General features: G+C 64.5%; 22 protein-coding genes and 1 tRNA gene. 13 read left to right on the forward strand and 10 right to left on the reverse strand.

The annotated features are described in order from the left end of the window. Positions 1-232 precede the first annotated feature (232 nt). The 3 genes from M2395_RS06995 (at position 233) to M2395_RS07005 (ending at position 5,139) form a co-directional block, all read left to right on the forward strand. Positions 233-1,264 carry a LysR family transcriptional regulator gene (locus M2395_RS06995; RefSeq protein ID WP_011061077.1) on the forward strand — a complete coding sequence of 344 codons (1,032 nt, stop codon included), beginning with the start codon at positions 233-235 and terminating at the stop codon, positions 1,262-1,264. Further along, positions 1,261-2,769, forward strand: a complete 1,509-nt coding sequence (locus tag M2395_RS07000; protein WP_077934029.1) for an NAD(P)/FAD-dependent oxidoreductase — start codon at positions 1,261-1,263, stop codon at positions 2,767-2,769. Before M2395_RS06995 ends, M2395_RS07000 begins: the two co-directional genes overlap by 4 nt. A 150-nt stretch (positions 2,770-2,919) precedes the next feature. Next, positions 2,920-5,139 carry an OsmC domain/YcaO domain-containing protein gene (locus tag M2395_RS07005; RefSeq protein ID WP_077935014.1) on the forward strand — a complete coding sequence of 740 codons (2,220 nt, stop codon included), beginning with the start codon at positions 2,920-2,922 and terminating at the stop codon, positions 5,137-5,139. Between the two features lie 108 nt (positions 5,140-5,247). Here M2395_RS07005 and M2395_RS07010 read toward each other — a convergent pair whose 3' ends face one another. Both M2395_RS07010 and M2395_RS07015 read right to left on the reverse strand, forming a co-directional pair. Beyond that, positions 5,248-5,685, reverse strand: a complete 438-nt coding sequence (locus M2395_RS07010) for an HIT family protein (protein ID WP_011061074.1) — start codon at positions 5,683-5,685, stop codon at positions 5,248-5,250. Between the two features lie 74 nt (positions 5,686-5,759). Further along, positions 5,760-6,119 (reverse strand): hypothetical protein, encoded by a 360-nt coding sequence (locus tag M2395_RS07015; RefSeq protein ID WP_053151316.1) that lies wholly within the window; start codon positions 6,117-6,119, stop codon positions 5,760-5,762. Positions 6,120-6,306: 187 nt separating this feature from the next. Between M2395_RS07015 and M2395_RS07020 the strand changes: the two genes are divergently transcribed. From M2395_RS07020 to M2395_RS07035, 4 genes are all read left to right on the forward strand, one after another. Continuing rightward, positions 6,307-7,155, forward strand: a complete 849-nt coding sequence (locus M2395_RS07020; protein WP_169891740.1) for a suppressor of fused domain protein — start codon at positions 6,307-6,309, stop codon at positions 7,153-7,155. Positions 7,156-7,175: 20 nt separating this feature from the next. Next, complete coding sequence (locus M2395_RS07025) at positions 7,176-7,616, forward strand: hypothetical protein (protein ID WP_077934027.1); 441 nt, start codon at positions 7,176-7,178, stop codon at positions 7,614-7,616. A gap of 54 nt (positions 7,617-7,670) precedes the next feature. Next, positions 7,671-8,291, forward strand: coding sequence for a GIY-YIG nuclease family protein (locus M2395_RS07030; protein WP_015635452.1), 621 nt, complete (start codon positions 7,671-7,673; stop codon positions 8,289-8,291). Positions 8,292-8,505: 214 nt separating this feature from the next. Continuing rightward, positions 8,506-10,218, forward strand: coding sequence for an amidase (locus M2395_RS07035; RefSeq protein WP_053158227.1), 1,713 nt, complete (start codon positions 8,506-8,508; stop codon positions 10,216-10,218). 239 nt (positions 10,219-10,457) lie between these two features. On the opposite strand, the gene M2395_RS07040 is transcribed toward M2395_RS07035, so the two are convergent. Further along, the gene (locus M2395_RS07040; RefSeq protein ID WP_123430862.1) at positions 10,458-10,988 is read right to left on the reverse strand and encodes a hypothetical protein; all 531 of its coding nucleotides are present in this window, start codon (positions 10,986-10,988) and stop codon (positions 10,458-10,460) included. A 136-nt stretch (positions 10,989-11,124) separates the two neighbouring features. Here M2395_RS07040 and M2395_RS07045 point away from each other — a divergent pair, with 136 nt between their 5' ends. The 3 genes from M2395_RS07045 (at position 11,125) to M2395_RS07055 (ending at position 12,962) form a co-directional block, all read left to right on the forward strand. Continuing rightward, the gene (locus M2395_RS07045; RefSeq protein WP_267899451.1) at positions 11,125-12,024 is read left to right on the forward strand and encodes a serine hydrolase; all 900 of its coding nucleotides are present in this window, start codon (positions 11,125-11,127) and stop codon (positions 12,022-12,024) included. A 140-nt stretch (positions 12,025-12,164) separates the two neighbouring features. Further along, the gene (locus M2395_RS07050) at positions 12,165-12,662 is read left to right on the forward strand and encodes a hypothetical protein (RefSeq protein ID WP_041774225.1); all 498 of its coding nucleotides are present in this window, start codon (positions 12,165-12,167) and stop codon (positions 12,660-12,662) included. Between the two features lie 150 nt (positions 12,663-12,812). Continuing rightward, entirely contained in the window at positions 12,813-12,962 is a 150-nt protein-coding gene (locus tag M2395_RS07055; RefSeq protein ID WP_015635448.1) for a hypothetical protein, read from the forward strand. 98 nt (positions 12,963-13,060) lie between these two features. Here M2395_RS07055 and M2395_RS07060 read toward each other — a convergent pair whose 3' ends face one another. From M2395_RS07060 to M2395_RS07085, 6 genes are all read right to left on the reverse strand, one after another. Next, entirely contained in the window at positions 13,061-15,187 is a 2,127-nt protein-coding gene (locus M2395_RS07060; protein ID WP_123430863.1) for a TonB-dependent receptor domain-containing protein, read from the reverse strand. Positions 15,188-15,334: 147 nt separating this feature from the next. After that, positions 15,335-15,547, reverse strand: coding sequence for a DUF4287 domain-containing protein (locus M2395_RS07065; protein ID WP_053151294.1), 213 nt, complete (start codon positions 15,545-15,547; stop codon positions 15,335-15,337). Then, positions 15,544-16,047: a hypothetical protein gene (locus M2395_RS07070; protein ID WP_011061062.1), complete on the reverse strand. Its 504-nt coding sequence runs from the start codon at positions 16,045-16,047 to the stop codon at positions 15,544-15,546. Before M2395_RS07070 ends, M2395_RS07065 begins: the two co-directional genes overlap by 4 nt. 130 nt (positions 16,048-16,177) lie before the next feature. After that, entirely contained in the window at positions 16,178-17,752 is a 1,575-nt protein-coding gene (locus tag M2395_RS07075) for an FGGY-family carbohydrate kinase (protein WP_011061061.1), read from the reverse strand. Positions 17,753-17,775: 23 nt separating this feature from the next. Then, positions 17,776-19,365 (reverse strand): glycerol-3-phosphate dehydrogenase/oxidase, encoded by a 1,590-nt coding sequence (locus M2395_RS07080; protein WP_123430864.1) that lies wholly within the window; start codon positions 19,363-19,365, stop codon positions 17,776-17,778. Further along, positions 19,362-20,966, reverse strand: coding sequence for an FAD-binding oxidoreductase (locus M2395_RS07085; protein WP_123430865.1), 1,605 nt, complete (start codon positions 20,964-20,966; stop codon positions 19,362-19,364). The genes M2395_RS07080 and M2395_RS07085 overlap by 4 nt, the downstream gene beginning before the upstream one ends. 179 nt (positions 20,967-21,145) lie before the next feature. On the opposite strand from M2395_RS07085, the gene M2395_RS07090 reads away from it, so the two are divergent. Then, positions 21,146-21,850: a hypothetical protein gene (locus tag M2395_RS07090; RefSeq protein ID WP_123430866.1), complete on the forward strand. Its 705-nt coding sequence runs from the start codon at positions 21,146-21,148 to the stop codon at positions 21,848-21,850. A gap of 169 nt (positions 21,851-22,019) precedes the next feature. After that, positions 22,020-22,094, forward strand: a tRNA-Gln gene (locus tag M2395_RS07095). Positions 22,095-22,107: 13 nt separating this feature from the next. Here the strand turns inward: M2395_RS07095 and M2395_RS07100 are convergent. Further along, positions 22,108-23,016, reverse strand: coding sequence for a LysR family transcriptional regulator (locus M2395_RS07100; RefSeq protein WP_123430867.1), 909 nt, complete (start codon positions 23,014-23,016; stop codon positions 22,108-22,110). 124 nt (positions 23,017-23,140) lie between these two features. Here M2395_RS07100 and M2395_RS07105 point away from each other — a divergent pair, with 124 nt between their 5' ends. Further along, positions 23,141-24,346, forward strand: coding sequence for an MFS transporter (locus M2395_RS07105; RefSeq protein WP_072442043.1), 1,206 nt, complete (start codon positions 23,141-23,143; stop codon positions 24,344-24,346). Positions 24,347-24,545: the final 199 nt, after the last annotated feature.

The raw sequence follows: 24,545 nt of genomic DNA on the forward strand, positions 1-24,545 counted from the left end.
TTGTATCCAGATAGTGCAAACCAAGCCTTGCACTTGGACGGTGTTCCGCTCTGCGCCGGGTAGAGCTGTGGCGCCTGAAATGTTATGAATCAATTTTCCCAAAGCCAACTAATCATGGCCCCAGCACTGCTTGACAAACAAAAAGCCTAGCCGTACTAAGGAGGCTGTCATGATCTATTTGTAATTTGCCTTTACAAAAATAAGACACTAAAAATTCTAAAAGGATTTAGGAATGAAGGCGCTAGGCGTTGTCAATGACATAGACCTTTATATATCCGTAACCAAAACGGGTAGTTTCTCCGAAACAGGAAGACTACTTGGCATCCCACCTTCTTCGGTGATGCGCAGAATCAATAGCCTCGAAAAAGAACTTGAAACCTGTCTATTCAATCGATCGACAAAATGCTTGATACTTACCGAAACAGGCCTGCTCTTTCTCGAACATGCAAAGAACATCTCGAGATGCATTGGGCATGCTAGATCAGAAGTAAAAGAACACACTGCATCGACCCTAGGCGTTCTCAAGGTTTCAGCACCCGTGGCCTTTGGACGGCGCCATGTAGCGCCTTTATTGAGCAGAATACTGAACCATCATCCCGGTTTGAAAATTGAATTCTCGCTTAACGACAAAGCTCTCGACCCCAGCATCGATAACGTCGATATCTGTATCAAGCTGGGCATATTGCCGGACAGTAATCTGATTCCAACGAAACTTGCGGATATGCGGCGCGTGCTCTGCGCAAGCCCGGAATACATCCGGCAACATGGCTGTCCGCAAACTCTTGAAGACCTGTACCAACATGCCTGCCTGATCCACAGCACCTGCAGCAACTTCTCACTGACCTGGCAATTCAAGGTCGATGGCCTGCTCAAGAAGCTCATGCCCAGCAGCCGGCTATCGGTCAACAGTTCCGAGTTGCTGGTGGACGGCGCCCTTCAGGGTATAGGAATCATCCACGCGCCCACCTGGCTGGTGCATGAACAGATCGCCAGCGGTCAACTGGTGTCGCTGCTCGACGAATATTGCGAGGCCGATCCGCAACAGGGAGCGATCTACGCACTGAGGGCACGCAGCAGCGTTGTCCCGGCCAAGACCCGCCTGTTCATCAATGAGTTGAAACGCTCGATCGGCAGCACGCCTTACTGGGACTTGCCGTTTGAAAAGGAAATACCGCAGACCCTGGCCACCCTGCATTTCGATACCGCAATGCATTCAGCGCTTTCCAGAGCGACCACCTTGCAAGACAAGAGCCAGACATCATGAATCAGTACGACGTCATTATCATCGGTAGTGGTATCGCCGGCGCGCTGACCGGCGCCGTCCTCGCGAAGTCCGGGCTGAACGTTCTGATCCTCGACTCGGCCCAGCACCCACGATTCTCCGTCGGCGAAGCGGCGACACCGGAAAGCGGTTTTCTGCTGCGTTTGCTCTCAAAGCGCTTCGACATCCCTGAAATCGCCTACCTCTCGCACCCCGACAAGATCATCCAGCACGTCGGTTCGAGCGCCTGCGGGATCAAGTTGGGCTTCAGTTTTGCCTGGCATCAAGAGAACGCGCCGTCGTCCCCCGACCACCTTGTGGCCCCGCCGCTGAAGGTGCCGGAAGCCCATCTTTTCCGGCAGGACATCGACTATTTCGCCCTGATGATTGCCCTGAAACACGGCGCCGAATCCAGACAGAACATCAAGATCGAGTCGATCAGCCTCAACGACGACGGGGTCGAGGTGGCATTGTCCAACGCCGCCCCCGTCAAGGCCGCGTTCATCATTGACGCTGCTGCCCAGGGCTCTCCGCTTTCCCGCCAACTGGGCTTGCGCACCACCGAAGGGCTGGCGACCGACACCTGCTCATTCTTCACCCACATGCTCAATGTGAAGAGCTACGAAGATGCCCTGGCTCCGTTGTCCCGCACTCGTTCCCCCATCGAACTGTTCAAGAGCACCTTGCACCACATCTTCGAAGAGGGCTGGTTGTGGGTCATCCCCTTCAACAACCACCCGCAGGGCACCAATCAGTTGTGCAGCATCGGCTTCCAGTTCAACAACGCCAAGTACCGTCCCACCGAGGCGCCGGAGATCGAGTTTCGCAAACTGCTGAAAAAGTACCCGGCCATCGGCGAACACTTCAAGGATGCGGTCAATGCCCGGGAGTGGATCTACGCGCCGCGGATCAACTACCGCAGCGTGCAAAATGTCGGGGATCGCTTCTGCCTCCTGCCGCAAGCCACAGGGTTTATCGACCCGCTGTTCTCCAGGGGGTTGATCACCACCTTCGAGTCCATCCTCAGGCTGGCCCCCAAGGTGCTGGACGCCGCCCGCAGCAACCGCTGGCAACGGGAACAGTTCATCGAAGTCGAGCGCCATTGCCTGAACGCGGTGGCGACCAATGACCAGTTGGTCTCCTGCTCCTATGAAGCCTTCAGCGACTTTCACCTGTGGAACGTGTGGCATCGGGTCTGGCTCAGCGGCTCCAACCTGGGCAGTGCCTTTCTGCAAAAGCTGCTGCACGACCTGGAACACAGTGGCGACGCCCGCCAGTTCGATGCAGCGCTTGAGGCGGTGCGCTTCCCTGGCTGCCTGTCCCTGGACTCGCCCGCCTACGAAAGCCTGTTCAGGCAGTCGTGCCAGGTCATGCAACAGGCCAGGGAGCAAGCCAGGCCGGTGGCCGAAACCGCCAACGCGCTGCATGAGCTGATCAAGGAGCACGAAGCCCAGTTGTTGCCCCTGGGCTATTCACGGATATCCAATCGTTTCATCCTCAAAGTCTGAATGCCTGAGTGATGCCCGGGGCCGGGTGCCGGTGTCTGTGACCGGCAGCCAGCCCTGGCGATCCACCCGTCCGCCGAAAACCACAACACTTCCCGCGCAAAAACCCGGATAATGCCCGCCATTTTTTGCTTTGTGATGCCGGTGCCCCCCATGGAAATCAAGGTCAACTTTCTCGACAACCTTCGACTTGAAGCCAAGTTCGACGACTTCACGGTGGTGGCCGACCAACCTATCCGCTACAAGGGCGATGGTTCGGCGCCGGGTCCGTTCGATTATTTCCTGGCTTCTTCGGCGCTGTGCGCGGCGTACTTCGTCAAGCTGTATTGCCAGACCCGCAATATCCCCACCGACAATATCCGCCTGTCGCAGAACAACATTGTCGATCCGGAAAACCGCTACAACCAGATCTTCAAGATCCAGGTCGAGCTGCCGGCGGACATCAGCGACAAGGACCGCCAGGGCATCCTGCGTTCCATCGACCGTTGCACGGTGAAGAAGGTGGTGCAGACCGGCCCCGAATTCATCATCGAGGAAGTGGAAAACCTCGACGCCGATGCCCAGGCGCTGTTGATGCCGCAATCGGGCTCCAGCGAAGGCACCTACATTGCCGGCAAGGACCTGCCCCTGGAGCAGACCATCGCCAACATGTCCGGGATCCTCGCGGGCCTGGGGATGAAGATCGAAATCGCTTCGTGGCGCAATATCGTGCCCAACGTCTGGTCGCTGCATATCCGTGATGCGCAGTCGCCGATGTGCTTCACCAACGGCAAGGGCGCCACCAAGGAAAGCGCCCTGGCCTCGGCCCTGGGCGAGTTCATCGAGCGCCTGAACTGCAACTTCTTCTACAACGATCAGTTCTGGGGCGAAGAGATCGCCAACGCCGAGTTCGTGCATTACCCGGACGAGCGCTGGTTCCAGCCGGGGCGCAAGGACGAGCTGCCCAAGGAGATCCTCGACGAGCACTGCCTGGCCATCTACAACCCCGATGGCGAGCTGCGCGGCTCGCATCTGTACGACACCAACTCGGGCAATATCGAGCGCGGTATCTGCTGCCTGCCCTATGTGCGCCAGTCCGACGGCGAGGTGGTGTATTTCCCCTCCAACCTGATCGAGAACCTGTACCTGAGCAACGGCATGAGCGCCGGCAACACCCTGGCCGAAGCCCAGGTGCAGTGCCTGTCGGAGATCTTCGAGCGGGCGGTCAAGCGCCAGATTCTCGAAGGCGAGATGGCCCTGCCGGATGTACCTCAGGAAGTGCTGGCCAAGTACCCGAGCATTCTGGCCGGCATCCAGGGCCTGGAAGAACAAGGCTTTCCGGTGCTGGTCAAGGATGCGTCCCTGGGCGGTGAGTTCCCGGTGATGTGCGTGACCCTGATGAACCCGCGCACCGGCGGCGTGTTCGCCTCGTTCGGCGCCCACCCGAGCTTCGAGGTGGCGCTGGAGCGCAGCCTCACCGAACTGCTCCAGGGCCGCAGTTTCGAAGGCTTGAACGACCTGCCGCAGCCGACCTTCGAAAGCCAGGCGCTGATGGAGCCGAACAACTTCGTCGAGCACTTCATCGACTCCAGCGGCGTGGTGTCGTGGCGTTTCTTCAGTGCCAAGGCGGACTTCGAATTCGTCGAGTGGGACTTCACCAGCCAGGGCAGCAGCGGTGAAAGAGCGGCGGCCAACGCCGAGGAGGCCGCGACCCTGTTCGGCATCCTCGAGGGCCTGGGCAAGGAAGTCTACATGGCGGTTTACGAACACCTGGGGGCCACGGCCTGCCGCATCCTGGTGCCGGACTACTCGGAAATCTACCCGGTGGACGACCTGATCTGGGACAACACCAACAAGGCGCTGTTCTTCCGTGAAGACATCCTCAACCTGCACAGCCTGGACGAAGACGGCCTGCGCTCGCTGGTGGAGCGCCTGGAAGAAAGCGAACTGGACGACTACACCGACATCACCACCCTGATCGGCATCGAGTTCGACGACAACACCGCCTGGGGCCAGTTGACCATCCTGGAGCTGAAGCTGCTGATCCACGTGGCCCTGGGGCAGTTCGACCCGGCCAAGGAACTGGTGGAGATGTTCCTGCAATACAACGACAACACCGTCGAGCGCGGGCTGTTCTACCAGGCCCTGAACGCGGTGCTGGAGGTGGAGCTGGACGACGAGCTGGAACTGGGCGACTACGAGGCCAACTTGCGGCGCATGTTCGGCAACGAACGGATGGACGCGGTGATCGGCTCGGTGCAAGGCAGCGTGCGCCTCTACGGCCTGACCCCGACCAACCTGCAGCTCGAAGGCCTGGACCGCCACCTGCGGCTGATCGACAGCTACAAGAAGCTGCACGCAGCGCGAGCCAAGTGGAGCGCAGCAAACCGCTGATCAACAGCCCCTTGTAGGAGCGAGCTTGCTCGCGAAGCACTCAAGCACGCCGCGCTCCCCCAGTGAACGCGGCGTTTTCGTTAACGACCATCGCGAGCAAGCTCGCTCCTACAATTGGCCAGCCAGTATCCGGGCAAGCTGCTGGCGCAATGGGCCGTGCTCGGCCTCGACATAGGGCGGCGCGGTCTTCCAGTCGTAGAACCACACCGGCATCCGGCGCTTGCCTTCCGGCTCCGAGGCGTAGCGGGGAAAGATATGGCAATGCAACTCAGGCTCCGAGTTGCCGAGGATTTCATAGTTGATGCGCAGCGCTCCGGTGGCCTCGAGCAGCGCATCGCCGATGCGGGCCATGTCCAGCAGGTAGGTGGCCCGGGCCTGGGCATCCAGGTCGTTCAAGCTGGCCACCACCGGGTCCGGCAACAACAGGCAATAGCCCTCAAGAAACTGCACATCGCCCATCACCGCCCAGCCCGAAGCCATGCGGCAAATCACCTTGTCGTTGGCACCCTGGCGGGCCAGTTCTACACGTTGCGAAATCAGCGACATTCATAATCCTTGATGAGCGGGTTCGTCGTTTCGAAACCACAGTGCCCGAGGCTTGTATCCAGCCGTCGAAAAACCTAGGCCACGCCGGCTGGCCAGGGCTTGCTGTCGTCCCGGTCGGGCGGGCCGTACAGCTCCTGCTCCCAGTCCTCGAACGCCGGCCGTGCCTGGTAGCCCGGATCGCAATACTGGCGGATGTACTGCGCCGCCCGGTGCTCGGCGTACTTGGCATTCACCGGTACGCCCTGCTCGTCCAGCTCCAGCACATTGGCAAAAATGGCATAGGCCATCTCCAGCATGCTCGGCTCGTCCCCGAGGCCACTGCGGTAGTCGACGCCTTCCAGCAACGGATAGCCCAAGGTGCCGTTGGCGACCCAGAAACTGAAGGTTCTCAGTGCCCCGGAAAACTCCGGACTTAGCTTCTTCGGGTAAGACATGCAGATCACTTTCCTTGATAGCGGACCGGGGCGGATTCTCGGGCAGCCACACCGGTAAGGCAAGGCTTCGTGCAACTTGCATCCGTCGGTTTCCATGGGCACGGCAAACCCGTCACAATGTGCCCCCCTCTTTCTACCCCTGTGCTGTGCGCCTTGTGCAACGCACTTGCCCCGCAAGGATCGCCCGATGAATTTCCTGGAAAAACTGCTCAGCGTGTTCAAAAAGCCGGCGCCACAAAAGGCCGAGCCCACCCTGCCCGCCGGCGAGCCGGCCGCCGCAGAGGAGCCCTACGCCCAGTACCAGCCAACCGAAGCAGAGCTGGCCGGCATTGCCCTGATGGAGGCAGGTGCCGCCTGCCTCGATCGCCACTGGCAAGCGGTCGGCCACTGTGAGCAAGACGTCCTGGGCTTCGCCATCAGCCCCAGTTTCATGGGCGGCTCGCACTGGCCCTCCACGCGCCAGGCCTATCGCATCGTGCGTCGCAACAACGGCATCATTCTCGCCACCGAGGGCCTGTCCGACCCGTTCGATGGGGTCACAGGTGATGATCTGGGCAATGGTTTCGAGATGGAACTGTTCGTCGAAACCCCGGACATCCCACCCCATGCCCAGGGCGCGGTGGGTGATGTCTACCCGTTCGCCGATAGCTGGGCTTTCGAACTGCTGCGCTGCGTGGCCAACACCACGGCCGATGCCGGTGGCCTCACTGCACGCCTGCAGCGCTACGGGGTGCTGTCCCTGGAACTGCCCGGCGTCAGCCAGTCCCGCGCCATGAGCGAGCAACTGCCAGCGCATTTCATCAGCGCCGACGACTGCGCCGGGGTACTGGTGGGCGGCCCGGCCCCGGACTTCCCGACGCGCCTGGAAGACATGCCGCTGTCCCCAGTGACCCTGGTGCCGGTGGTGCTGATCACCGCCGCGGAGCTGGAGTACGTGCGCAGCGGCGGGGCCCAGGCCCGGGAAGACCTGGCCGCACGCTTGAGCGCCGCCGGCCATGGTCATGTCAGCCATTTGCAGCGCGCCAGCCTGATCTGAACCAAGGAGCCTAGCCGTCCATGTCAGAAGCCGAGAACTACTTCCCTTTCTACCTGTTCGCTGCCCGCTTCCCGAACCAGGCAGAGGCCGAACGGTTTGCCTTCGAACAGTGGGAGCCCGAACCCGCGGCCGACGCCAGCGATGCCGAGTTCAGCGCTTGGGAAGCACGCAACCCCAGCTGGGGCCTCAAACAGGAGCTGGGGTACTACATGGACTCCGATTTCGTCGAGCTGATCGGCAGTGAAGACGGCCCGCAATACCTGGAATCGCTGATCCGCAGCGACGCCGGAAAACAGCAGCTGCGCACGCGCGTCGACTCCGGCTACAGCCATTTCATCATCGTTGGCTGCGAGTCGATTTACGGTGACCACAAATCGATCTCCGGCGGCGCCAATCAACGCCAGCCCGCAAGCACGGCAACCCTGGACTACCTTGGCGAGTTCAACGTGGAGCCCGCATGAGCGGGCCCTTGCAATCAGCGATTGCATTCAGCAGCCCGTAAGGAAGGTGGCTAGATGGACCTCGATTTTGACGATGAAGAAGCGCAGTTCAACGAGTACTACGCTGACTGCACCCCTGCCCTGTATGCCTGGCTCTATATCGCCATCGACATCCGCGACATGGGCCTGACAAAGATCGGGCTGACCACCAAGCGAACTCCGCAGCAACGGATTGCCGAAGGCAAGACCTACAATCCTTTCCTTACCCTGTTCACGGTCTATGAACTGTCCAAGTGCTCCAACGGGACTTCGCGCCGGGAGCTGTCCGACATCGAGCGTTACATCCATTCAAGATCGGTCTTTGGAGAGCCGATCAAGCACTTGGACACCGGCCGTGACTCTGAATGGTTCCCCATACATCCCGAGGAGGCAGAGGCTCAAGTCGACTGGATTCTGGCTCGCCGCGGGTTCTCGGTCGGTGGAAAGAATCTCTACAGCCACTATGAGCGAGATCAAAAATTCAACGGCATCGATGTGCAGCGAATGCGCCAGATCAAGAAAATCTTTCGTCCCAATCCACGGGATCTCCACGATCGGGCTGACAAGGCCGGCATGGACTTCCATGACTATCGTGACTACCACGCTTTCCTGCAGCAGTTTCACGCAAGGGACGCCGAGGGAAAGATCTACCTCTAGCCCGTAGGCCCTGGCGCAGCTGGCCTGAAGCAATAATCCATCAAGCCGATTCCTCTGCCCCGCACTAGATGCTAAAAAGGCCCCCAGCGTTCCCATGCCACCCTTGTCGTGCCAGCCGTACCACGAGAATCACCATGCACAGCCAATACCCCAACACACGCGCCCCGTTGCGCCCTCTGCACCTCATCACCCACCAGCCAACGGCGGTAGCAGCATGATCGAAGTCACCGAAGTCTCCATTGCCCACCTGCGCGCCGCTCTGGAATCCGGGCAGACCACCTCGGTGGAACTGGTCCAGGCCTATCTGGCGCGGATCGAGGCCTATGACGGCCCGAACACCGCCACCGCCCTCAACGCCGTGGTGGTGCGCAACCCCGAGGCGCTGAACGAGGCGCGGGCCGCCGATGAACGCCGCGCCAAGGGCCAGACCCTGGGCCCGCTGGACGGCATTCCCTACACCGCCAAGGACAGCTACCTGGTCAAGGGCCTGACGGCTGCTTCCGGCAGCCCGGCCTTCGCCGAGCTGGTGGCCTACCGCGACGCCTTCACCATTGAGCGCCTGCGGGCTGCCGGGGCCATCTGCCTGGGCAAGACCAACATGCCGCCCATGGCCAACGGCGGTATGCAGCGTGGCGTGTATGGCCGCGCCGAAAGCCCCTATAACGCCGCTTACCTGACCGCGCCCTTCGCCTCGGGCTCGTCCAATGGCGCCGGCACCGCCACCGCCGCCAGCTTCGCCGCCTTCGGCCTGGCCGAGGAAACCTGGTCCAGCGGCCGTGGCCCGGCCTCCAACAACGGGCTGTGCGCCTACACCCCGTCGCGCGGGGTGATCTCGGTGCGCGGCAACTGGCCGCTGACCCCGACCATGGACGTGGTGGTGCCTTTTGCCCGGACCATGGCCGACCTCCTGGAAGTGCTGGACGTGGTGGTGGCCGAAGACCCGGACACCCGCGGCGACCTGTGGCGCCTGCAGCCCTGGGTGCCGATCCCCAGCGTCGCTTCGGTGCGCCCGGCCTCCTACCCGCAACTGGCGGCCGGCGCCGCGGCGCTCAAGGGCAAGCGCCTTGGCGTGCCGCGCATGTACATCAATGCCGACCCTGAGGCCGGCACCAGCGAGAAACCGGGCATCGGCGGCCCCACCGGCCAGCGCATCCATACCCGGCCCTCGGTGATCAGCCTCTGGGAACAGGCGCGCCAGGCCCTGGAGGCCGCCGGCGCGCAAGTGCTGGAAGTGGACTTCCCCCTGGTGTCCAACTGCGAGGGCGACCGCCCCGGCGCGCCGACCGTGTACAACCGCGGCCTGGTCAGCAAGGAGTTCCTCCACGACGAGCTGTGGGAGCTCTCGGGCTGGGCCTTCGACGACTTCCTGCGGGCCAACGACGACCCCAAGCTCAACCGCCTGGCGAATGTCGACGGGCCGCAGATCTTCCCCCACGACCCCGGCACCCTGCCCAACCGCGAAGACGACCTGGCCGCCGGCATGGACGAATACGTGAACATGGCCAAGCGCGGGCTCAAGACCTGGGACCAGATCGCCACCCTGGCCGACGGCCTGCGCGGCCTGGAACAGACCCGGCGCATCGACCTGGAAGACTGGATGGACCGCCTGGGGCTGGACGCCGTGCTGTTCCCCACCGTGGCCGACGTTGGCCCGGCCGATGCCGATATCAATCCCGAGTCGGCAGACATCGCCTGGAGCAACGGCGTGTGGGTGGCCAACGGCAACCTCGCCATCCGCCACCTGGGGGTGCCCACCGTTACCGTGCCCATGGGGGTGATGGCGGACATCGGCATGCCGGTGGGGCTGACCTTCGCCGGGCGCGCCTATGACGACTCGAGCCTGCTGCGCCTGGCTTCGGCCTTCGAGGCCACCGGCAGCAAGCGCCTGATTCCACCGCGCACGCCGGCCTTGCATAGCGGCCAGTGACAAACCGGGACCGGGGCCGCAACGGCCCCGATTCACGCCGCGGGTAATCCACTTGCCATTTGACTTGCCTGCACCAGGCTCAGACAACCACCTGACTCTCAACGGCCACCTGGAGCCTATGGAACAGCTCTTCCAGCGCTGCATCGGCCAGCCGATTCAAGCCTGATCCGGGCGTTTCAAACGCCCCTCATGCAGGCTCCGGCCCAGGGTCTGCAAACCCTGGACTTAACCTCACTCCCTCACTGCTCATCCTCTGGCCGCAATGGCGAGTGCTGCCAATCGAAGTGGGTGAGCAACTGCCGGCACAGGTCGTCCAGCTGCGGGTGGTAGTGGTGGGTATGGGGCACGGGCAACTGCGGCTCGCCATGGCCGAAGCCCAGTGCGCGCAGGGCCGTGGCGTAGTCTTCCAGCGGCCCGTAGCCATAGATCAGGTTGTGCCGGTCCCAGACCACGGTGGCCTGTTGCTCGGGCGAGTGGACCCACAGGTCGAAACGGCTGTCGCCACAGAGCAGTGGCTTGAAGTCGTAGATGAAATCCTGAACGTCTTCACGCGACAGCTGCGGGCTCCAGTAGCGTCCGGCTTGCGATTCGTCCCGGGGCGTGTGCAGCACGAACAGCAGCACCAGCGGTTCGGCCAGGCAGCCCAGCAGGCTTAGCAGGACCTGCGGGTCCGAGCCTGGAACGCCCGCCACCACGCGCTGCCCCTCGCCAATGGAGGCCAACACGAATACCGGCGGATAACTGTGCTCGACCCACTGGTTGTCTATCATGTGCCCAAGTCTGTACATAGCCAGCCTGATCCTCCTGATCAATTCCTAGGTTTAGCCAAAACGGCCGCGCATTATGCCGTACCCTGCAGGGCCGCTCACGGCCTGATTGACCCAACAGCGCGCGGCAACACAGCCCATCAAGGACATCCCCTCCGTGCTTCATGCCCTGATCCACAACGGCCAACCACTGGCCCCACAGCAACCCCAGCCACTGGTGCCCTGGTGGAGCTTCACCAAGACCGTGCTTTGCGCAGCGGCCCTGACCCTGGTGCGCGACGGCCTGCTGGGGCTGGATGAGCCGCTGCCCGAGGGCCCCTTCACCCTGCGCCAGTTGCTGCGGCATCAGGCCGGGCTGGCGGACTACAGCGAGCTGAGCGACTACCACGACGCGGTTTTGCGCAACGAGGATGCATGGCCCGGTGCACAGATGCTACAGCGCCTGGACGCCAGCCGCCTGCGCTACGCCCCCGGCAGCCAGTGGCGCTACTCCAATGTGGGCTACCTGTTCGTGGCGCAGCTGATCCAGCAGGCGACGGACCTGCCCCTGCACCTTGCCCTGCAACAACGGGTACTGGCGCCCCTGGGCCTGTCCCGCACGCGCCTCGCCGTGACCCGCGAAGACCTGCGGGATGTGGACCTGGGCCAGTTGGGCGACTACCACCCCGGCTGGGTCTACCACGGCCTGCTGGTGGGGCCCCTGGCGGAGGCGGTGCTGCTGCTGGATCGGCTGTTGAGCGGCGCGCTATTGCCCCCGGCACTGCTGGCAGGCATGCAGCAGGCCCAGGTTCTGGGCGGGCCGATGGCCGGCCGGCCCTGGGTCGCTCCCGGCTATGCCATGGGCCTGATGGTGGGCAGTGTCGAGTCTGGGCTGACGCTCTACGGCCACACCGGCAGCGGCCCCGGCAGCACGCTGGCGGTCTATCGCGCCAACGTCGCCGGCACCAGCGCCTGCTGCGCGGTCTTCAATCCGGGGAGCGACCAGGGCCAGGTCGAAACCCGGGCCCTGGCGCATCTGCGCCACGCACTGGCGAACTAGCCACAGGGCACGGCCACAGTCACAGTCACAGGACAGCTCGCATGCTGGCATGACTGACCGGGCGCCACGGGCCCTGCCGTTTCGCACAGCGGCTGACGTACAATCCCCAGCCTTCAGGGACAGCCATCACCAGGACGACAATGACCACACACCGCATTAGCCTTGCCAACGGCTGGACTGCCGAATATACCGAGCAGGGCGAGTTCCGCATGGGCGCCGTCGGCTGGAACCTGCAGTTGCGCGGCCCCGAGCAACAGGCCATCCGCTATTTCGAAAGCCAGATCGTGCTGGTCAACGATGAGGATGGGGTACAGGCACGAAAAGCCATCAGCCTCTCCGAGGATGGGGTCTACGGCTACCTGGGCAGCGACATGAGCCATGGCTGGGTGATCGACTTCTCCCGCTGCATGATCGCGCCCCATCGGGTGACGATTTCCCACTACCACTACGCCTATGACGAATACATCTCGCTGCTGGAACAGCCGGCGTACAAGCGGGTGCGGGAGTACATCAGTGTCAGCGGTCGGACTTACTACCTGACCTTCCCCCTGACCCGGGACGAGGATTTCCCCAAGGTCTGGGAGGAGTACCTGGTGATACGCCGGCGGCAGCTGGACGAGCTGTATTTTCGCAACTGAGCCTGGGCCGGGCGGCACGGTGATGCGCATGGGCCATTAGCACATTCGGGCTAATAGTGCCGGGGGCAGCACGGGCCTATAGTCCGCAGCAGCCCCCCCTTCAGGACGGCGCCTACAAGAACGTGCGGATTCATAACAAGGAGTTTTCCCATGTCGCTCAAGAAAATCGTCTATGCCTCGGCCATCGCCCTGGCCCTCACCGCCTCCAACGCCCACGCCTTTGCCAGCGACTGCGGCGACTCGCTGTGGAAGTTCAGCGCCATCGAAGCGCTGACCTGCGTGTTCTCGGGCCAGTGGTAAATCACTGCCGCCCGGGCTGACACCGCCCGGCATGAACCAGGTGCCCGCTGCTGCGGGCACTTTCATTGGCGGGTGTCGGCTCGCTCGCGGCCCTGCTTTCAGCGCAGGCTCCAGGACACCCCCAGGTACACCCCCAGCCCCTCCCCCGGCGTTGAACGCGCCGCGTCCAGCCCCTTGTCGTCATAGCCCGGGGTCACGGTAGCGGCGTAGCGCTTGTCGGTCAGGTTGCGCACATCGACCCAGGTCTGCCAGTCGTTCTTCGGCGCGTTGTAGCCCAGGGTGGCGCCGAACAGCGCATAGGGATCGGCGTAGTAGCTGTTGGCGTAATCCACCGCCACCTTGGACACCAGCTGGGTATTGACCGCGGCGAAGAAGCCCAGGGGCCAGTCGTAGCGCAGCTCGCCCTGGTAGTAGTGCATGGGCAGGCCCGGCAGGCGGTTGTCGGCGAAACGCTGATCGTCGCGGTAGTGGAAATCACTGAAGGTATAGGCCTGGCGCAAGCTCAGGCGGCCGACGCCCGGGCGCGACCACAGCTCGCTCTGCAGGCTGGCTTCCACGCCCTGGTGCACGGTGGGGCTGGCGTTGAGTTCGTAAGGCGTGGTGGCGTTGGCATCCGGCAGCACCGAAAGCAGTTCGTGGCGCACCTGGGCGTAGTACCAGGCCAGGCTCCACTGGCCCAGGCTGCTGTCGCCGCGCCCGCCCAGTTCCAGGGTGGTAGCGGTCTGATTGCGCAGCTTGACCGGGTCGCGTTGGGCGCCGGTGGCGACGCCGCTGCCGGCCGGAAAACGCTGATTGGCGCTGTAGATCAGCGACCAGGGGTGTGGCGCTTCCACCGAGCGGCTGAGGTTGGCGAACAGTTGCAGATCCGGGTTCAGTTGGTAGCGCAGGCCCAGGCGCGGCGCGTAGTCCCAGTCGCCAAGGCTGGTCTTGCCGCCGCCCTCGGGGTAGGTCACCGCGCTTTCGCGGCGGGTGTAGATGGCCGCCAGCCCGGTGGTCAGCCACAGGTCGTCGGCGATCTCCAGGTCATTGCCAACGTGCAGGACGGTGTCCGAGCCCTGGTAAGTGAAGTTGCGGATCCGCGTGCCCGGCGCGTAGTTCGCGGTATTGCCGGTGGGAATGCGCACGAACTCGCTGGCACCGTCATTGGGCAGGTGCTTGGTCACCCGCAGGCCCAGGGTGCTGCGGCTTTCCAGGCCCCAGAGGCTGTCGCGGCGCTTGTAGTCCAGGGTGCCGCTGACGTCGCTGTAGGCCACCTTCAGACGGTTGGGGCCTTCGCGCAGGTCCATGGGGTAGTCGTGGTACACCAGCCCGGCCTGGATACTCGAATCGTCGTCCAGGTAATAGGTGGTCTTGTTGCCGACAAAGGTACTGCCCGGCTGCTTGCGCCGGTCGTCGCGGCTGACGTAGGCCGGGTTGGCCGCCCGCGGGTCGTGTTCGATGGAGCGCTTGGTCACGCGCCCGGCCAGATCGTTGTCGGTCTCGCGGTAGCGCAGGTAGAAGCGGGTTTCCAGGTTCGGGTTGAAGCGGTAGCCGAAGTTGCCGATCAGCCCCTTGCTCTGGCTGCGGGTGTGATCCTGGTAGCCGTCGGCATTGGAGTCGGTCAATGACACGTAATAATCGAAATCCCCCAACACTTGCCCGGAACTGACCTGACGCTGCTGATAACCGTGGCTGCCAGTGGCGTAGCGCACCTGCAACAGCGGTGCGTCATAGCCGGTATGGCTGACGTAGTCGATGGCCCCGCCCAGGGCCAGGGCGCCACGGTCGAACCCGTTGGCGCCGCGCAGCACTTCCACGTGGTCGACCCACAGGGGCTCCAGCAACTCATAGGGGGTGCCGCCAGGGCCGGTCAGGGGCAGGCCGTCGAGCATCGTATACAGCCCCGAGGCATGGGCACCCGGCGCGCGGTTGATGCCCGAGCCGCGGATCGAGATCTTCACCCCTTCGTTGCCCGCCGACTGGGCATAGACCCCGGGCTGGTAGGCCAGCACATCCTGGTTGCTGGCCACCCGGCCCTGCAGCGGGCGGCGCATGTCCACCACATTGGTGCCGCCGGGCACCTGGGCCAGCCGCGCCGCGGCCTCCTGCGCCGGCTGCCCCTCACCGCCCTGTTCCTGGCCTAGGACCTGCGCCGGAGCCAGCTCCACGGCACGGGTTTCGGCAAATGCCGGGCAGGCCAGGGCCAGGCCCAACAGGGCCGTGGGCAAGGATTTTGGCGAAGACATCGAGAAAACTCCGACAGGCAGAAAGAGGGCAATGCAAGGTGCGACGTAGGAAAGAACGAAGAGAACACAGGGGAATTTGGCTTTTTTCGCCAGGAAAGCGGATGTCGGCAGTCAGGCTTTCACTGGCGAAGAATGGCGCCCCGGGGACTAGCGGCCCTTGCTGGCCGCCAGGAAGTGCGCCACCAGGGCATTGGCGTGGCCATGGCCCATGCCGTGTTCGGTCTTGAGCCAGGCCACCAGCTCCATATGCTTTTTGCCGTCGACCGTTGCCAGCAGCTCCAGCCAGTGCCCGATGGGCTGGCCGTAGTGCCTTTCAATGGAGGGGAAGTACGACGCCGGCCCTTTGCTCTGTTCACTCATGGCTGATTCTCCGTCTTCTGGCTGCCCTTGATGTTGTCGATCAGGTCCACCACGTAGTTCTGGTTGAACCCCGCGACAAAGGACCAGAACAATAGCTTGGCGTAGGCGGCATAGCCACCGGCGTGCTGGCAGAAGATCACATAGAAGCTGTTCTCGCTGTAGCGACAGGTTTCATCGGCGACGATCTTTGGAAACAGCTCCCCTTGCACCACCCCGGAAATGAACAGGATATACAGCAGCCCCGCGAGGATGCCGCCGATGAACGACGGCAGCACCAGGCTGAACCAGGAACTGCACAGGCCGATGATTTCCTCCTCGCTGAGGCTGGAAAGCTGGCGGTGAAAACCAACATAGCCGCCGATGTTGCCGGCAATGAACACCACCGAGGGAATGGTGTAGCCATCGGCCATGGCCACCGATACCAGGGATGCCGCCAATAGCAACACAAAGATGAGGAACAGTCGCTTCCACAGGATGTTCAGCGCTTCCTGGCGGTTCATGCTCGTCTCGCAGGCGTGGGGGTCGAAGGGGCCCTGCCCCTTGATCACGATAGATCAGCCCTGGCGCCTGGAAGAACTTTTTACCCCGCAGAGGTTCGCCCCCCCTGCCGGCCGCTGGCCGGCGCTTTCGCTAAGCCGGGTAGCCGGTGATCTCGCGAATGCTCTGGTACAGCGGCTTGAGCTGGCGGTACATGCGCAGGTAGACCTCGCTGTACAGCCGCTGGTACATCTGCTGCGCCTGGGGCTGGGGCTCGAACACTGCGCCAACCCGGGTCATGGCACTGATGGCCGTGGCGAAGTCCGGGTACAGCCCCAGGCCCACCGCGCAGGCGATCACCGCACCCAGCCCCGAGGCTTCATAGACATGGGGCCGCTCTACCGGCAGGCCGAAGATGTCCGCCGTCAGTTGCATGGCCGCGTCGCTCTGGGAGCCGCCGCCGGCCACCCGCAGGCGGCTGATCTTCAGCCTGGAGCGCTTTTCGATGCGCTCCATGCCCTGGCGCAGGGCATAGGCCAGGCCTTCGAGAATGGCCCGGTAGATGTGCGCCCGGGTGTGCACGTCGCCAAAGCCGATCATCGCCCCCTTGGCTTCCATGCCCGGCTCGCGGATGCCCGGCGACCAGTAGGGTTGCAGGGTCAGGCCCATGGACCCGGGCGGCACCGCCTGGACCAGGGCGTCGAACAGCTGCTCCGGCTCCAGCCCCTGCTCCGCCGCCTGCTGCACTTCGCGCAGGCCGAACTGCTGCTTGAACCAGCTGACCATCCAGTAGCCGCGAAAGATCATCACCTCGCAGTTGTAGTGGTCCGGCACCGCCGCCGGGTACGGCGGTATCAAAGGCACCACCTCCAGGTAGCGCGAACGGGTGGTGGTGATGGTGGCCGTGGTGCCGTAGGACAGGCAGGCGGTGGTGGAGTCCTGGACGCCCGAGCCCAGCACCTCGCAGGCCTTGTCGGCACCCGCGGCAATCAGCGGCAAGCCTTCGGGTATGCCGGTATGGCGGCTGGCCTCGGCGGTGATCCGGCCCAGGGTTTCCCCGGGCTTGAGCAGGGTCGGCAACTGCTCCTGGCGCACCGCCAGGGCCTGCCACTTCCAGTCACTGGGGGCGGCCCAGCGCAGGCGTTTGTAGTCGAACGGCAGGTAGGCCACGCAGCAGCCCACCGAGTCGACGAAATTGCCGGTCAGGCGATGGGTGAGAAAGCCCGAGAGCAACAGGAACTTGTCGGTGGCGGCCCACACTTCGGGCTGCTCCTGAGCCACCCAGTTGGCCTCGGCCTGGGCGCGAAAATAATCCACCGTGGCCTCGGCGCCGATCAACTTGAACAACCAGCCCCAGGGCCCCTTGATCTTGCCTTCGACCTCGGCCTGGCGCTGGTCGAGCCAGAGGATCGCCGGGCGCAGCGCGCGGCCCTGGGCATCGACGTTGATCAGGGTGCCGCGCTGGGTGGTCAGGGACACGCCGCGGATCTGCGAACGGTCGATGCCGGTCTGCTGCCAGAGCAGTTGGCAGGCTTCGCCGAGCTTGGCCCAGTAGTAGTCCGGGTGCTGTTCGGCCCAGCCGGGCCGGCTGGAAAAATAGGCTTCAAGCTCCACCTTGCCCTTGCCCAGCAGGTTGCCTTTGAGGTCGAACAGCAGCGCACGAACGCTCTGGGTGCCGTTGTCGATGGCCAGCAGGTAGTCCTGCTTATTGTTGTTGTGGTTATCCATGGGGCTCTCTTGGTTGAGCATCGTTAGGCGAGTGGCGGCAGGCTGTGATGGCGTTGCCACAGGGCCCGGTAGCGCTGTTCCTCGGCCTGCCAGCGCTCGTCGTCCCAGCCCTGCTGCGGCTGGCACAGGCGGCGGATGGCCGGCAGGTACTGGGCGGCGCCCTCGGCCAGCAGCAAGCCGATGCGGGTGCGGCGCAGCAGCAGGTCGTCCAGGTGCAGGACCATTTCCGCCTCGGCGGCAAACGCCAGCTCGGCCCACAGGGTGTCGCTGGCGCCGACGCAATCGCCGCCCAGGGTCGCCACCCACTGCGCCAGCCGCGGCAGATGGCGGCCGTGGCGGCCAGCCAGGCGCCGCACCTGGGCGCCGCTCAGGCCGGGGATCTCCAGGGGCGCCACAGGCGTGAAGACCGGGGCGCCGTCGTCCACCACTTCACGCCCGAGCATCGCCCCGCAGGCCTGCAGCACTTCGATGGCCTGGGGCCGGAAGGTGGTGAGCTTGCCGCCGGCCAGGGTCACGCAGCCGGGTTCCTGCCACAGCACATGCTCGCGGGTTTCATTGGAAGGCTTGCCCTGCTGGCCGTCGCTGCTGGCCACCACCGGGCGCACCCCGGCCCAGGTCGACAGCACGTCGCCGGCAGTGATCAGAGCCTGGGGAAACTGCTGGGCACAGGCGGCCAGCAGGTACTCAAGCTCTTCCTGGCTGATGCTGGCGCTCTGGTCCAGGTCATCGCGGTGATCCAGGTCGGTGGTGCCGACCACGGTGGCGCCCTCCCAGGGGAAGACGAACACCGGCCGGCCATCCTCGGCATGCATGAAGCTGAAGGCCTGGGCCACCGGCAAGCGCCAGCCCGGCAGCAGCAGATGGCTGCCGCGCAAGGGCCGCAGCTGGCGCACGCGGTCCGCCGGGCGCAGGCGCTCGGCCCAGGCGCCGGTAGCGACCGCCAGGGCCGCGCAGCGCACCTGCTGCGGCTGCCCGCCTTCGCTGTCCTCGATCTGCACCCCGCAGACCCGCCCGTTCTCGCGCAAAAGGCGGGTGACCCGAACGCCGTTGAACACTTGGGCGCCATCGGCCCGGGCCTCGGCCAGCACCCGCATCACCAGCCGCGCATCGTCGGTCAGGGCGTCGAGAAAACTGGTCCCCCCCAACAGCCCCGGCTCCTTGACCCCGGGGGCCAGGAAAGCCAGCTGCCGGGCATCGTGAAAGCGATGGTTGCGCCGCCCGGCCAGGGCGTCATACACACCCAGCAGGCCGCCGAACACCCTGGGCCCGGGAAACTTGCCGCGGTAATGGGGCATCAGGAAGCTCATGGGCTCCACCAGCCCCGGGGCCTCCTGCAACAGGCGCTGGCGCTCGCGCACCGAATCCCGGGTCAGGCGCCACTGGCCCTTGGCGATATAGCGCAAGCCGCCATGGACCATCTTCGAGGAGCGGCTGGAGGTGCCCCAGGCAAAGTCTCGCTGTTCCAGCAGCAGGCAGCGCCAGCCGCGCCGCGCCGCTTCGCGCAGGATGCCGGCGCCGCTGATGCCGCCGCCGATCACGATCAGGTCCCAGGCTTGCGCCGCCAGCCCGGGCAGCGCCTGTTGGCGCCACTGGGCATTCCAGTCCTGGCTCATGGTTCACGGGGCTCCAAAAGGGTGCCGGGGTTGAGGCGCCCGGCCGGGTCGAAGTGGCGGCTCAGGGCCTGCAGCGCATCGATGGCCAGCGGGCCCTTCTCCCGCAGCAAGTACGGCGCATGGTCCTTGCCCACGCCGTGCTGGTGGCTGATGGTGCCGCGGTGGTTGACGATGGTCTGGCTGGCAGCGTGCTTGAGCGCCTGCCAGCGGGCCAGGGTCGCCGGGTACTGGGCATCCGGGCGGAACACGTAGGTGGTGTAGATGCTCGACCCTTCGCCATAGACATGGGACAGGTGGGTGAACACATGCACCTGCTCGCCCTCAGCGGCCAGGCCGTCACGCAGGCTCTGCTCGATGCGTTGCAGCAGGCGGTCGACATTGCTCCAGTCAGTGGCGGTCTCCAGGGTGTCCACCAGGTAGCCGGCGTTCCACAGGCTTTCGCGCAGGTAGGGAAAGCGAAAGCGGTTCTGCGCCCATTTCTTGCCCAGCAGGGTGCCGGTGAACACCCCGCCGAAAGCCTTCAGGTGCTGGCGCGCCTGGCGCAGGGACAGGGCATTCTGCCGGCGGTTGCCGGTCACGCCGAAGGTCAACAGGCACTTGCCCGCCCCGGCGCCGCGCAAGGCCAGGTACTTTTCCAGCCAGGCGATCTGCGTCGGGTGGCCGGCCAGGGCCAGCTGGGTTTCGGTCTCCAGGGCATTGGACAGGCGCAGCATCGACAGCGGCACCCGGGCCTGGGCCAGGGCGCGCACCGCTTGCAGGGCCTGCTGCCAGTCGGGTAGGAACACCCCGTAGAAACGTTCGTCATCGGGCAGGCGGCTGACCCGCACCTTGACCTCGGAAATGATCCCGAAGCGCCCTTCGCTGCCCAGCACCACCTCGCGCAGGTCCGGCCCGGCGGCGGACGCCGGAAAGGTGGCGATGGGCATTGGCCCGGCAAAGGTTTCCAGGGTGCCGCCGGCGAACAGCTGCTCGATGCGCCCGTAGCGCAACGACTGCTGGCCGCTGGAACGGCTGGCGACCCAGCCGCCCAGGGTCGACAGCTCCCAGGACTGGGGAAAGTGCCCCAGGGTGTAGCCCCGGGCCCGCAGCTGGCTTTCCACCTGAGGGCCGCTGGCCCCGGGACCGAAGGTCGCCAGCAGGCTGTCTTCGTCCAGGTCCAGCAGGCGGCTCATGCGCGCCAGGGACACCGTCAGCACCGGCCGCTGGGACCCGCCGGGGTTGATGTGCCCGGCCACCGAAGTGCCCCCGCCGTAGGGAATCAGGCACAGGTCGCGGTCCTCGGCCAGGGCCAGCAGCTGGCGGATCTGTTCGGCGGTTTCCGGGAACGCCACGGCGTCCGGGTAGGCCCCCAGCTCGCCCTCGCGCAGCGCCAGCCAGTCCGCCAGGCTCTGGCCGCGGGCGTGCAGCAGCCGGTCCTCGGCACTGATGCTGTACAAGTCATGGGCTTGCAGGCGCGATGCCGGCACCCGGGCCAGGGCCTGCTCCAGGGTCGCCTCCGGCAACCTGTGTCCCGGCCCCAGGCGCTCGGCGAGAAACCCCGCGCCCTGGGCCGGCAATTCGACCACCGTGGATGCATCCCCCCAGCCGTTCCAGCGTCGCATGCGTGTGTGTCCTTCTGCTGTTCTTATAGGTCTTGCCCAAGGCTCCCTATACTAGTGCGCGGCAGCGGGCTGTCACGGTCACATTGAGCCAGCGGATGTAGCCGATTGAGTCAGACAGAGGTGACATCCGGCGCCAGTTACCGAAGAATCCTCCCCTTCCCCATCACAGGCTCGCGTCCATGCCGGCACCCCTGAGAACCTGCACCCCCCTGTTCTGGTCCACCGACCTTGGCATCGACTACGGCGCGCCGACCTTGCAGCTGCGCGACCTGCTGCCAGTGGTGGGCGAGCAAAGCTCGGCCTTCTTCCAACGCCAGGACGGCATCGTGCTCGGTGAAACCCTGCAACTGATCTGGTGCCCGCCGCTGGCGGACCTCAATGGCTGGAACGAGCAACCCTCGGAAATCGCCCTGAGCCACCTGCTGCACGTGCGGATCACCGGCCCGGCCGCCGAGCCGCCCGCGCCACGGCATGCCAACCACCACGGCAGGCTCAGGTACCGCTTCCAGGTGCTGTCCTGCCAGCCGCTACCGGAGGCCCTGCGCGCCCAACCGCTCGCACCGAACGCCTGGCACCTGCCGCTGATCAGTGGCGAACAGGGCAGTTGCCTGACCTGGGATGACATTCACGAGTGCGAGCGCGCCGAGGTCCAGGGGCTGATCTACCTGTGCGCCTACGGCCGTTACGAAAGCTATATGGAAATGTTCATCGAAGCAGTGGGCGAGCAGCTGTTCGGGCTGCTTTCGGTGCACCTGGGCCCGGGGGGCGACGACTATCAATTTGGCCGGCGCGCCCTTGAAGGGGCGGAGTTGCGGGCCATCCGCCGCGCACTGGACATGGCCCGGCCGCTGAAGGATTCACAGCCCGGCTACCTGGTCCCTTGAACCCCGGGACGGATAAAATCGCCCTGAAAAAGACTAAGCAGCTGTTTTCAAACTCATTTTTTTCACCAGGGGGCTTCCCAGCCCGCCGATAAGTTGATAAATTTGCGCCCGTTCTTGCAGCGGCCCTCCCCGGGCCGGCAGTTCAGGCAAGTAACGTCGCAACAGCTACAGGGGCGTCGCCAAGCGGTAAGGCAGCAGGTTTTGATCCTGCCATGCGTTGGTTCGAATCCAGCCGCCCCTGCCATTTTTTCTCATCGTTATCCCCGCAGATTCCGTTCCAGCATCTCCAGCAATGCACTGACCTTGGGCAACCCCTGCCGGCTTTTCAGCCACAGCAGATGGATCGCCTGCCCTTCGCTGGCCCATTGCGGCAGCACCTCCACCAGACTTCCGTCCTCCAACTGGCGCTTGACCAGCCAGGAAGGCAATTGCGCAATGCCGTAGCCTTGCTGCACCGCCATCAACAGCCCCTCGCCATCGCCCACCACGCAACTGGCGGACATCACCCGGCGCTCACTCTCGCCCGGGCGGCCGCTGGCGAAGCTCCAGGGGCTGACCCGGCCATCCACCCAGCCATAGGCAATGCACTGATGGCGCTCAAGGTCCTGGTCGGTCAGCGGCACGCCATGGCTGCGCAGGTAGTCGGGCGAGGCGCAGAACAGGTGCCATTCGCGGCCCAGGCAGCGGTGCCCCAGCGCCGCCGGCCACTGCCCCGAGCCGCCAAGGCGCACGGCGATGTCCGCACCGGCTTCAAGCGGCTCGACACCGGGATCGGAAAAGGTGATGTGCGGCTGCAAGCCCGGATGCTCCCGGGCAAAGCGCAGGACGGCGCCCAGCACCTGGGAGCGGCCGAAGGTCCCGGGCAGGTCGATGCGCACCCGCCCCCGCAGCTCGGAATTTTCCGCGTTCAGCGCCAGCTCGGCCTCTTCCAGGTCTGCCAGCACCCCGCTGCAGGTGCGGTAGAAGGCCGTGCCCGCGTCGGTCAGCGCCAGGCTGCGGGTGGTGCGCTGGAACAGCCGCGCCTGCAGGCGCCCTTCCAGCCGGGCGATGGCCTTGCTGACGGCGGAAGCCGTAAGGTTGAGCCGTTCGGCGGCGGCCTTGAAGCTGCCGCAGTCGGCCACGCAGACAAATACATCGATCCCCTTCAAGCGTTCGGAAGAAAACATCGGCGCCTCTTATTCATGAATCTGATTCCATTCACTGGGTAAAAAACATCATAAAACAGAACCAGATTCCCCAGTAAGCTGGCTGCCATTCTCAAAAACGCCGTTACAGACCGATGAGGCACGGATGCTGCGCACCCTGAAAAGCTACCCGAAAGCAATCAACCTGCTGCTGGCCGGCACCCTGGTGCTGACCCTGGCCCGGGCAATCACCCTGCCCTACCTGGTGATCTACTTGAGCAGTGCTTTCGGCCTGCAAGTGAGCGACATCGGGCTGGTGATCGGCAGCAGCATGATCCTCGGCTCGCTGCTGAGCCTCTACGGTGGTTTCCTGGTGGACCGCACGCCCAGCTACCGGCTGATCCTGGCCTGCTGCGCGCTGTTCACCCTGGGCTTCATCGGCGCCTTCAGTGCCCGCCAGCTGTGGCTGTTCTACCTGTGCCTGGTGCTGGTCAACCTGGCCTATGCGGTGATCGACATCGCGATCAAGGCCGGCTTTGCCCAGCGCCTGTCGGTGGAACAGCGCAGCGAAGCCTTCTCGATCAAATACACCCTGACCAATATCGGCTACGCCGTGGGCCCGTTCCTCGGCGCCGGGCTGGCGCGCCTGGACATCAGCCTGCCGTTCCTGATCTCCGCCGCCCTGGGCGCCGGGTTCCTGGCGATCCATATGCGCTGGGGCGACAGACAGCTGAGCGCCGCCGGCCCGACACCAGCGCCGCTATCCTTCGCGGCCCTGGGCAAACAGCTGCTACGGGATTACCGCCTGGTGTGCTTCACCCTGGGCGGCCTGCTCAGCGCCGTGGTCTTTGGCCAGTTCTCGGCGTACCTGTCGCAGTACCTGGTGGTCACCACCTCGGCCGAGGCCACCTACCGCATCATCAGCACCTTGGTGGCGACCAATGCGCTGCTGGTGATCGCCCTGCAATACGCCATCGGCCGCAGGATTACCCAGCGCCACCTGAGCCGCTGGCTGGCACTGGGGCTGGGCCTGTTCCTGCTGGGGGTCAGCGGCTTCGGCCTGGCCACCAGCCTGGCGCTGTGGGTGCTGTCGATGGTGGTGTTCACCCTGGGGGAAATCATCGTGTTTCCCGCCGAGTACATGTTCATCGACCTGATCGCCCCCGAACACCTGCGAGGCCTGTATTACGGCGCGCAGAACCTCTCCAACCTCGGCGGCGCCCTGGGCCCGATACTCTGCGGCATGCTCCTGGCCAGCCACCCGGCGCACTGGATCTTCTACATGCTGGGAGCGTTCATAGTCGCCGGCGGGCTGTTCTACTGGCTGGGCGCGGCCAACCTGGAACAGGCCAGGAGCAGGACCGGCGCGTGATCATTGATGCCCAGGCGCGCGGCAATCTGCGCCTGGGCTGCCCGACAGGGGGGCGAGGCCGCCAGTGGCGGCACATTGCTCATGCACAGCAGATGCTCAAAGGCGATACCGGCCTCGCGGGCTGGCCCGGCATGCGGCGACACTCCATGAGTGATGACCTTGTGGAACTTGCCGGCCTGAAGGCGTGCCAGGCTCCGAG

It is taken from the genome of Pseudomonas sp. BIGb0176 (assembly GCF_024810175.1).
In the GTDB taxonomy this organism is placed as follows: Bacteria; Pseudomonadota; Gammaproteobacteria; order Pseudomonadales; family Pseudomonadaceae; genus Aquipseudomonas; species Aquipseudomonas protegens.